The organism is Acidobacteriota bacterium (assembly GCA_039028635.1).
Taxonomy (GTDB): domain Bacteria; phylum Acidobacteriota; class Thermoanaerobaculia; order Multivoradales; family JBCCEF01; genus JBCCEF01.
Window position 1 is genome coordinate 38,371 of record JBCCHV010000050.1, and the last position, 10,875, is coordinate 49,245.

General features: G+C 67.3%; 5 protein-coding genes. 3 read left to right on the plus strand and 2 right to left on the minus strand.

Going from position 1 to position 10,875, the window contains the following annotated elements:
• Positions 1 to 14: 14 nt before the first annotated feature.
• Positions 15 to 1,844: a sulfatase gene (locus AAF604_18330; GenBank protein ID MEM7051632.1), complete on the minus strand. Its 1,830-nt coding sequence runs from the start codon at positions 1,842 to 1,844 to the stop codon at positions 15 to 17.
• Between the two features lie 235 nt (positions 1,845 to 2,079).
• On the opposite strand from AAF604_18330, the gene AAF604_18335 reads away from it, so the two are divergent.
• The 3 genes from AAF604_18335 (at position 2,080) to AAF604_18345 (ending at position 8,711) form a co-directional block, all read left to right on the plus strand.
• Entirely contained in the window at positions 2,080 to 5,505 is a 3,426-nt protein-coding gene (locus AAF604_18335; protein MEM7051633.1) for a glycosyltransferase, read from the plus strand.
• Positions 5,495 to 6,871, plus strand: coding sequence for a hypothetical protein (locus AAF604_18340; GenBank protein MEM7051634.1), 1,377 nt, complete (start codon positions 5,495 to 5,497; stop codon positions 6,869 to 6,871). The genes AAF604_18335 and AAF604_18340 overlap by 11 nt, the downstream gene beginning before the upstream one ends.
• Before the next feature lie 79 nt (positions 6,872 to 6,950).
• Positions 6,951 to 8,711, plus strand: a complete 1,761-nt coding sequence (locus AAF604_18345) for an ATPase, T2SS/T4P/T4SS family (GenBank protein ID MEM7051635.1) — start codon at positions 6,951 to 6,953, stop codon at positions 8,709 to 8,711.
• Between the two features lie 1,254 nt (positions 8,712 to 9,965).
• Here AAF604_18345 and AAF604_18350 read toward each other — a convergent pair.
• On the minus strand, positions 9,966 to 10,875 hold a 910-nt coding region (locus tag AAF604_18350; GenBank protein MEM7051636.1), incomplete at its 5' end, for a hypothetical protein.

A 10,875-nucleotide genomic window follows, 5' to 3' on the forward strand; every position in this document is an offset into this window, starting at 1 on the left:
CCGCCGGGCGCTGTTCAGTCGTAGAGGCCGATCGACTCGATCACGGCGCAGAGGAACCGGCGGTCGCCGCCGGGAGGGGCGAAATCGTTGTCGCACTCGATGTCGACACGCACCCGGTCGCGGCCGAGAACCCACGGCGGCAAGCCGCCTTCGAGATGAAACCATCCCGATTCGCTCACCGTGCGGACTTCCCCACCCTCGCCGTCGAACTGCAGGGTGAGGGTGAGCTCGTCCTGACCATGGGCGGCGAGATCGACCCACCCCTTGATCCGCCACTGTCGTTCGGTGACCCGCCCCAGCAGCGCCGACGACCGACCGGCCATCCACCGGCGTCCGTTCTCGGGAGCGTAGTAGCCCTCGAGAACCTGATCGCCGGGATGATCCTCGCGGGTGAAGTCGAGCACCGGCAGCGGTTGTTCGGGGCCCGCCGCGGAGGGTCGGCGAGGCCGCCCTTCGACGCGCCCGTCGGCCCCCAGGTAACCCAACGCCTGCAACCCTTTCCGGGTCTCGTCGTCGAGCTCGTCGAGGCCGATTCGACCGCTGCCGATGACGTCTTCCTGGAGCTCCTTGGCGAGGCCGCCGAGCAGCCGCGCCAGCTCCGAGCGCTCGCGGTTGCGCCGCCGATTGAGGTTGGTGCGCTCGCTGGGGTCCTGCTCGAGATCGTAGAGCTCGAGGGCGTCGACCTTCGCCACTCGGCCGCGGTTGCGGATCAGCTTGAGGGAGCGCCGCCGCAGCGTTTCGTAGTTGCGGCCGTCGAGCTCGACCTCGGAGTAGACCAGCTCCTGGCGCCGGCTGCGGTCGTCCACCGCCAGCAGGTCGGCACCGCGAAAGTCTCCCGGCGATGGCAGGCCGACGACGCGCAACACGGTTGGCGCAATGTCGATCAGGCTGACCGGCTGGCTCACCCGCGCCCGTGGCGGTGGACCGGCGGCCGTCGGAGCCTTGAGAATCAAGGGCACCTGGATCATCTCTTCGTAGAGGTCGTAGCCGTGCCCGCGAAGTCCGTGATCCCACAATCCCTCGCCATGATCCGAAGTCACCAGCCACAGCACCTTGTCGTCGAGGCCACGCTCCGCCAGCCCTTCGCGCAACTTTCCGACCCAGTGATCGCAGTACTTCACCTCGCCGGCATAGAGGTGACGAATGCGGGCGACATCGTCGGCGGTGCGCTCGCCCGCGGGCAGGCGATCGAGGCGCCGCAGATCGGCCCGCGAGCCGTTGAAGCGCCCCGGCGGCTCGGGCTCCGTCAGCAGCCCCGGGTGGGGCAAGTAGGGGTCATGGGGATCGACATAGTGCAGGAAGAGAAAAAACGGCTGGCCGGGTCGCAGCTCGTCGACCATCTGCAGGGCCTTGAGAGTCACTCCTTCGGCGGTGTAGATCTCATAGTCCCCGGGATATCCGGCATAGAGATCGGGCACCTCGAAGCGGTCGAACCCCTGGGCGAAGCCGAAGGGCCGGCCAGCGTTCTTGTTGGTGCTGACGGCGATGGTCTGGAAGCCGCCCCGATCGCGCAGAGCCTCGGCCAGGGTGACCGCCTCCGGCGCGATGGCGTCCTCTCGCCCGAAGACTCCGATCGAGGATGGGTATCGCGAGGTGAACATCGCAGCCACCGACGAGCGCGTCCAGGCGGACGGAGCGATCGCGTTCTCGAACACGATCCCTTCCTCGGCCAGGCGATCGAGCTGGGGCGTCAGTTGGCGCGTCGAGCCGTAGACGCCGACGTGGTCGGCGCGCAGCGTGTCGATCAGCACCAGGACGACGCCCGGGATCTCACCGAAGGGCTTCTCCACCGGCGCTGGCGGCGCAAGTTCGGCCGACGGCGCACACCCGGCGAGGCAGATCATCAGCCATCCCAGGGCGGCCCAACGTACTCTCGTGCTCGGTTTTCCCATAGTGCTTACAACAGCGACGGCGAGAGGCTACCACGGCCCCTTCAGAATTGCGCTAAATCATTGACTCTAGAGCCTATTGCAGAAATAATTGCAACATTCTCTCCAAGCCTCAAAGGGATCCCTCGAGGGGCCGTTCCGGCCGCTCCTTCGGATCTCTCCGGGAACGGCCTTCGGGAGGAGCGGAGTTATGTTCGATCTTGAATTCACGGGCGAGCGCATGGTCCCCGGCAAGGTGGAGCCGGAACTGCAACTCGAACACGCTTCACGGTACCACTTCGCCGGCCAGCTAGCGCGCGGTCGGCGGGTGCTCGACTTCGGCTGTGGCGCCGGCTACGGCGCCGCCATCTTGCAGAAGGCCGGGGCCCGATCGACCCTCGGCTGCGACCTGGCAGCGGACGCCATCGCCTTCGCCCGCAGCCGCTATCGCCTCCCGGACCTGCAGTTCTTCGTCACCGACTGCGAGCAAGCCGCCCTGCCGGACGGCGCCTTCGATCTGATCGTCGCCTTCGAGATCATCGAGCACCTGCGCTCCTACCGCAGCTTCCTCGCCGAGGTCCGTCGGCTCCTGGCACCGCAAGGGCTGTTCATCCTGTCGACGCCCAACAAGGAGACCTACCGCAGCGAGCCGGGGGCGGCACCGAACCCGTTCCACGTTCACGAGTTCGAGCTCGGCGAGCTGCTCGATGAGCTCGAGCCGCTCTTTCCCACCGTCCAGGTTCTCGGCCAAAGCCACACCGAAGGGGTGTTCTTTTCGCCGGCTTCTCATCAGGGGGCGCCGGAAGCCCGCCTGCAGCGGCCGCGACGGCAGCGCCGCGAGCCCCAGGCCGACTACCTGATCGCGGTCTGCAGCGATGCCGAGCTGGCACCCTCGGCGAGCTACTTTCACATCGCCGAGAGCAACGCCCTGCGCAACCGCACGGAACGCGTCCTGGAGCTCCAAGGGGAGCTCGAAGAGCGCACCCGTTGGGCCAAAGGACTGGAGGACGAGTCGGCGCGCCGGGGCCAGCGAATTCTCGAGCTGCAGGACGAGCTCGAAGAGCGCACCCGCTGGGCCAAAGGCCTGCAGGAAGAGTCGGAAGGGCGGGCGCGACGCATTCTCGAGCTGCAGGCGGAGCTCGAAGAGCGCATGCGCTGGGCAACCCAGATCGAGAAGGAGCGCGAAGAGAGCGGACGCCGGGTCCTCGAGCTGCAGCGCGAGCTCGAGATCGTCGGCCAGTCGGTGCAGCGCCTCGCCGGCCTCGAAGACAAGGTCGCCGAGCGGCTGCAGGCCATCGAAGCCTCGGTCAGTGACCGTCTTGCCCCCTTCGAGGGCACCGAAGAGCGCTTGATCCAGCGGCTGGCCACCCTCGAAGCCCGTTTCGAGCACGGCGAGAGCGAGCTCGAGCAAGCCCTGCGCTGGCACCACGAGAGCCTGCTGCGCCAGCGCCAAGAGCTCGAGAGCCAGCGCGATGAGCTGTCTCGCGGTACCCGCCAGGCGCGCGACGCGACTCGCCGGGTGGCCCGCCACGAGATCGAGCTGCAAACCCTCACCCGCCGGGCGCGGGAGGTCGAGACCGCCGCCAAGACCGCCCAGCAACTGATCGACGTGCTGTGGGGTAGCCGCTCCTGGAAAGTGTTCGCGGCCCTGCGTCGCTCCCTTTCCCTCGGCGGCCGGCGCAAGCCCCCGGCGGGCGCGCCGAGCCGTCTCCCGGAGGCGCCGCGCGCCCTCCAGGAGCCCTCGCCGGCGCCCGCCCTGGCGGGCCTGCCGGAGGTCACCCAGGCCACCGAGGCAACCCTCGAGGTCGTGGTCCACGTTCCCGAATCGAGTCCCCTCGCCTGCCTCCCGGCGGTCGCCGAAGCATCCCGCCAGCACCCCTTGCGGGCTCACGTCGCCGGACCCGGCGCCGAGGTGGTGGCCGCCCTCGGCAATCTCAGCCCGATCGCTGCCGAGGAGCCGATCTCAGCCCTGCTGGCGGCGGCCCGCAGCGCCAGCGCTCCCTTCGTGGTTCTGGTGTCGGGCGACGTCGCCCTCGAGACGGACGCCTTCGATCGCCTGCTCGAGACCTTCGAGGCGGAACCGCAAGCAGGTCTGCTGAGCGGCAAGATCCTCGACCCCCAGGGGAAGGTCGCGGAAGCCGGCTCGGTCCTCTGGCGAGACGGCTCGAGCACACCCTATGGTGCCGGCCTCGAGAGCGATGCCGCAGAGATCTCGTTTCCTCGCTGGGTCGACTTCGGTCGCTCCCAGTTCCTCGCCCTGCGCACCGCCGACGCCGCCGAGCTCGAGGTCTCGTCGCGGGACGAGGAGGCCACCATCGAGCTCGCTCTGGAGCTTCGGCGCCGCGCCCTGGGATGCCTCTATCAGCCGGCCATCACGGTGCGCTCGGCGCGCTCCCTGGCGGCGAGTCCGGCGGCGCCACGCCCCGAGCTTCGTCAACGCTGGAGCGAGTCCCTCAGCCGCCAAGGGGCGGTCAGCGAGGACCTCGACCGCCATCGCGAGCCCAGCCGCCGCCGGCGCGCCTTGATCATCGATCATCGCGTGCCGACACCGGACCAGGATGCCGGCTCGGTGCGCATGACGGCCCTCGTCGAGGCCCTCCGGGAGACCGATTTCCAGGTCACCTTCCTGCCCGAGAACCTCTACGAGATGGCCCCCTATGGCCAGGCCTTGAGGCAGCAGAAGGCAGAGCTCATCGTCACCCCTCAGTACACGTCCCTCGAGTCCTATCTCGAGCGCCACGGCGAGGCCTTCGACCTCGTGCTGGTGTCGCGCTTCCATATCGCTTCCGGCTGTCTCGATCTGGTGCGCCGGCTCTGTACCCACGCTCGCCTGGTGTTCGACACCGTCGACCTGCAGTTCCTCCGGCTCGAGCGCCGGGCGGCCCTCGAGCAAGACGCCGATCTCGAGGAAGAAGCCCATCGCCTGCGGGAGTCGGAGCTCCAGCTCGCTCGCAAGGCCGACGCCACCCTGGTGGTGAGCCGCAGCGAGGCCGAGATCCTGGGGCGCGAGGCGCCCGACCTCGACGTCCGCCTCCTGTCTCTGATCCACTCGACCACGGCCCCGGCGCAGGGCTTCGAGGAGCGCCGAGACTTCTACTTCGTGGGCGGCTACGAGCACCCTCCGAACATCGACGCCGCGCGCTGGTTCGTGGGCGAAATCCTGCCCAGGGTGCGGCAGGAGCTTCCGACGGTCCGCTTCCTGCTGATCGGCAGCAAGGCTCCCGCCGAGCTGCGCGCCCTCGCCGACGAGCACACCGAGATCGTGGGCTTCGTTCAGGACATGGATCCCTACCTCGACGGCTGCCGGCTCTCGGTGGCACCGCTGCGCTACGGTGCCGGCATCAAGGGCAAGGTCACCCAGAGCCTGAGCCATGGCCTGCCCTGCGTGATGACCTCGGTGGCCGCCGAAGGCATCGGTCTGAGCCACGGCGAGGACGCCATGATCGCCGACGACGCCGACTCCTTCGCCCGCGCCGTCATCGAGGTCTACCGCGACGCCTCCCTCTGGCAGAGCCTGTCGCGGGCCGGCCTGCAGCGCATCACCGAAGACTTCTCGCCCCGGGCCGCTCGACGCGCCATCGAGTCCCTGTGCCACGATTTCGGACTGACCGCCGGAGCTCCTCGAGATGAACGCTGAAGGCTGTCGACTGGCAGTCGTTTTCGCCCAGCACGATCGCGACAAGTACCCGCGCTCCCTGCTCCGGCTGCTCGGAGTCCTGGGCGAGATCCCGACCCTCGAGACCACCATTGTGGTGGTCGACAACCTGAACGCCGGCGACTGGAGCCACGCCGTCTCGAACAATCTGTTCCACATCGGCGGAGACAACAGTGCCTGGGAGTTCTCCGCCTTCGAGCGCGGCCTCGAGTGGCTCGACGGACAGAACAACCGGGCCGATGTCTACCTCTTCGCGACCGACGCCCTGCTCGCCTACGGCGAGGACTTCCTCGCCCTGGTGGATGGCGAGGTGCTGGAGGCCAGCCATCAGCTCGGCGCCTGCATCGGCTGGATCGACAGCTTCATGGAGCCCTGCCGGATCCTCGACTTCTCCTACGACTCCTGGATTCGCACCAGCCTGGTGTTCGTCCCTCAGCCGGTGTTGCACAAGGTGCGCCCGCTGGCCTGGCCGCTGCGCCACGAACAGTTCTTCGGCAGCGGGTTCTCCCAGCCCTTTCTGCCCGATGCGCCGATCTCGGCCAACCTGCAGAAGCTCCTGCTCGAATGGCTGACCCACAACGTGATCGAAGAGAGCCAGCTCGAGGAGACCTGGCACTCGCGCTTCGATCTCGCCCCGGAGACCTTCCATCGCTTCCGCGACAAGGTGATGGCAATCCTGCGCGAGCACCTGCTGTCGGCCCGCCTGCACGCCCTCGGGGTGCCCTGCTTCGACTACCGGGCCGTGCGCAAAGCCGGCGGCATCGAGGCCTGTGATCTCCTCGGGAGCAGCGCGGGACGGGCCTGGCAATGGCTCGGCTGGATGCAGATGGACTCGGCCACGCCGCGGCGGCCGCTGGGCGCCGTCGGATCCCGCGTCGAAGCCCCGACCTTCGTTCTGATGATCGGTGCGGAAGACGGCGAGCTGGCTCGCGGACTCTGCGAGGAAGTCCTGCCCCTGGTTCTGCAGCGCCACAGTCGCTCGCGCTTCTTGGTCTTCGGCCAGTCGATTCCGGGGCGCGTGCGTGAGCTCCATTGCCAGGGCAACGTGCTCGTCGCCGAGGACGGCGAAGCGCCCCAGGAGCGACTCGACCACGCCACCGCGCTGCTCGCCCTACCCTCCGCGGGCGGCGTGACCGAGGCCATCGAGCGCGGCGTGCCGATCATCTCGGCCGACCTCGCCCTCGGCGACCGACGCGGGGAGCCCGGTATCCACTATCTCTCGGCCAGCAATCGCTGGCAGGTGGCCACCGCCTGCTGCCGTCTGATCGAGGAGTCGGAGCTGCGCCCGGCCCTCGCCGAAGCCGCCCGAGAGCTGCTCGCCAAGCCTGCCCTCGCCCCCGGCGCCTAGCGGTCGGCAAGGGCCTCACGCAGGTCCCCGAGGGCCTCCGAGGCGCTCCTACATCCTTGCTGGCTGGTATCCTGAGCCCATGAGCCTGACGCCCGATCTGGTCGCCGATATCCTGGTCCGCCAGGGTTCCATCACCGAAAAGCAGGGCCAGCAGATCAAGGCCGAAGCCAAGATCCTTCCCAACCGGCTGCGCTCGGCCAAGAGCTACGCGCAAAAGGCCTTGGCCTACGACATCGTTCAGCAGCTCCGACTGCGGGACCAGCGCCAGGGCGTGGCGCTGACGGAGAACGAGATCGCCGAGGCGATCGCCGCCGATGCCGGCCTCGACCACGTCCGGATCGATGCCCTGAGTCTCGACGCCGACCTCATCGAGACCAAGATGTCGCGGCCCTTCGCCAAGCGTCATCGCATGCTGCCGCTGGCGATGACCAACGGCCGTCTGCGCCTCGCCTGCGCCAACCCCTACGACATCGAGGGTATCGACTCCTTCCGGCGCCTCGCCGGCCGCGACATCGAGCTGGTGGTGGCGAGCGAGCCGGACATCCTGAAGGCGATCACCGAGTTCTATGGCCTGCGCCACTCGGTAAAGCGAGCCGAGCGGGACCTGCGCGGCGGCATCGATCTCGGCAATCTCGAGCAGCTCGTCCGGATGAAGAGCGAGAGCGAGATCGAGTCGAGCGATCAGCACGTCGTCAACGCCGTCGAGTTCATGCTGCAGCACGCCTTCGACTCGCGGGCGAGCGACATCCACGTCGAGCCAAAGCGCGACGAGAGCCTGATTCGCTTCCGCATCGACGGGGTGCTGCACGACATTCAGAAGATGCCGAAGGTGGTGCACAAGGCGGTGGTCAGCCGCATCAAGACCATGTCCCGCCTCGACATCGCCGAGAAGCGTCGACCCCAGGACGGCCGGGTCAAGACGCTGCGCAACGGTCGCGAGGTCGAGCTGCGCGTTTCGACCCTGCCGGTGGCCTTCGGCGAGAAAGCGGTGATGCGGATCTTCGATCCCGAGGTCCTCACCCAGGAGCTCGTCGGGCTGGGCTTCTACTCCGAAGAGCAGGTCCTCTTCGAAGACTTCATCAGCCGCCCCCACGGCATCATCCTGGTCACCGGGCCCACCGGTTCCGGCAAGACCACCACCCTCTACTCGGCCCTCAGCCAGATCGGCAACGCCGAGATCAACGTCACGACCATCGAAGACCCCATCGAGATGGTCCACGAGGCCTTCAACCAGACGGCCGTGCAGCCCAAGGCGGGGGTCACCTTCTCCGCCGCCCTGCGCCACATCCTGCGCCAAGACCCGGACGTCATCATGGTGGGCGAGATCCGCGACGCGGAAACCGCCGGCTACGCCATCCAGGCCGCCCTCACCGGCCATCTGGTGCTGTCGACCCTGCACACCAACGATGCCGCCTCCTCGATCTCCCGTCTCGCCGACCTCGGCGTCGAGCGCTTCCTGATCAGCTCCACCCTGATCGGTGCCATGGCCCAGCGGCTGGTGCGCAAGATCTGCCCCCACTGCACCACCGACCGCCACCTGACCCAAGACGAAGTCGCCAGCCTGCGGCTGACCGTCCCCGAAAAGCACCGAGTCAAGGTCAAAGAGGGTGCCGGCTGCTTCGAATGCCGCAGCACCGGCTACCTCGGGCGCTCCGGAATCTTCGAGATCCTTCCCCTCGACGAAAAACTTCAGGAGCTCACCATCGCCGGCGCCGACGCCGCCGAAATCAAGCGCGAAGCCATCGGGCGCGGCATGAAGACCCTGCGCCAGTCCGCCCTGAGAAAACTCGCCGAAGGCGTCACGACGGTCGAAGAAGTCATCCGCGTCACGGGAATCTAGCGGTTCTTACTGACCGATCCAAGTCCGACAACACCTGAATAGTCCTCGCGCGAGAAGGGTTGGGTTCGGCGGGTCTCTGCGCTCCGCTGGACCGCCCGCGAGAAGGAGTGTCAGCCTCCGAATCGGCCCGTTCCGGACCAAGCCTACCTTTCTCGCCAGCCTCCTGCTGCGCGGTTGTGAGTTACCGCATCTCCGGCGTCTTGCGACCTCTTCGCGTCCTCGACGTACTGAAAGTACGCCTGTGGCGCTCCGAAGCCGCACTCCTTGGATCTGCAGCAACTCACAGCCGCTCGCGACGGAGTTGGCGAGAAAGTGCAGGCTCAGCACAACTCGCCTTCGGCTCAAACAGATGCCTCCGTTCCTCCTCCACGGGCCGAGTCTCGGACTTCCAAGAACCTTGCCCGCGGGCTCACGCTCCGCTCCAAGACCCACCGAACCCAACCCACGGACCGGTAGAGCGCCTGCGACCACCCACTACACCGATCTCTGAGATTTGAGCCCCCGAGCCACCTCCAACGGAGTCTTCCGGGGCCTGGTGAGCGAGCACGGAGCGCAGGTGTTTGAGCGCCACTGACGAATCCGAAGCAAAAAAACCGTCAAAGGAGCACCCCCTCCTCGAAGCCACTACCAGACGCGCGAGTTCCGAGCACCGCGCGCAGCCACCAGGACACGGACGACGGCCCAGCAAGATCCACCTCCCCCTCCCCACCTTCGGAGCCCGCCGCGCCCCCGCAAGCCCAAACCCCCAGCCACCTCCATCGGAGTCGTCCGGGGCCTGGTGAGCGAGCACGGAGCGCAGATGTCTGAGCTCCACCTACGAATCCGAAGCCGAAACCCTCAAAAGAGCAACGCTTCATCGAAGCCACCAACAGAAGCGCGAGTTCCGAGCACCGAGCGCAGCCACCAGGACACGGAAGACGGCACAGCAAGCTCCACACCCCCCTTCAACCCTTCGGAGCCCGCCGCGCCCCCGCAAGCCCAAACCCCCAGCCACCTCCATCGGAGTCGTCCGGGGCCTGGTGAGCGAGCACGAAGCGCAGATGTTCGAGCTCCACTTACGAATCCGAAGCCGAAGCCCAACGCTTCATCGAAGCCACCAGCAGACGCGCGAGTTCCGAGCACCGAGCGCAGCCACCAGGCCCTGGACGACGGCCCAACAAAGAAAAAGCGGCCATAAGAAAACGGCGGGCCCCCGAAGGAACCCGCCGTTTCATCCCTGCCCAACGAGGTGGGAACAGGCCTCTGAATCAGCTCCTACGGACGCACGATCCAGAGGTCATAGGCCCCGCTCCCAGAGTAAGAGGAAACCCTCCAGTAGTAGTAGCCGGCACTACCGTCGTAACTGATCGACTCCGACGAGCTGTAGGTCCAGGCGCCCTCGACCCGTTGCCAACCCGAGCCGTTCCAGCGGTAGAGCTCGAGATCGAAGTCGGTCCCGGAAGCGCCCTCGAGGTTGCCCTCGTGGCGTCCAGCCTCGGAGTAGTAGTAGGTGCCGTTCGGCTCTACCGCGGAACCACCGTGTTGCAGATGACCGCTGTAGTGCTCACCGCTCGTCGTCGGCTCCTCGCAAGACCAGGTGATCTTGACGAAGCGCAGGCAGAAGAACTCGTGCTGCCCGCCGTACTTGTTCGACACCCGGAAGCGCACCTGAGTCTCGCTCGAGATGAAGGCCGAGATATCGAAGCTCCGGCTCTCCTCCACCGTGCCGCTGATCCCGGTGATCACCTCCAGCACCGTCCAGGTCGCGCCGCCGTCGTTCGAGACCTCCACCGTCACCGCATCGCTCGGGTCGACGCCGTAGCCGGTGTCGAAAGCGAACTCGAGGGTCGCCGAGTTGGCCCCGGACATGTCGACCTCGCGCGCCGCGCTCGGCTCCGTGCCGGTGTTCGGATAGTCGTCGAGGAACATGAACCCATCGTTGATCCGCACCCGGCCAGCCTGCGGACCCGGCGACGACACGTCGTCCTCGATCCAGTCACCAGCCCAGTCGTCCGGACCATCGTTGTTGCCGAAGGACACCTGGTTGAAGGAGTCCTTCACCTGGCCGCCGCTGATGCAGATACCGCCCTCGCAGTCGAACACCAGGCCCGCCACCGCACCACTGCCGGTGAAGCGAACCTCGAGCTGCGAGACGCCGTTGGCGCCCAACACCAGCGTCTGCACG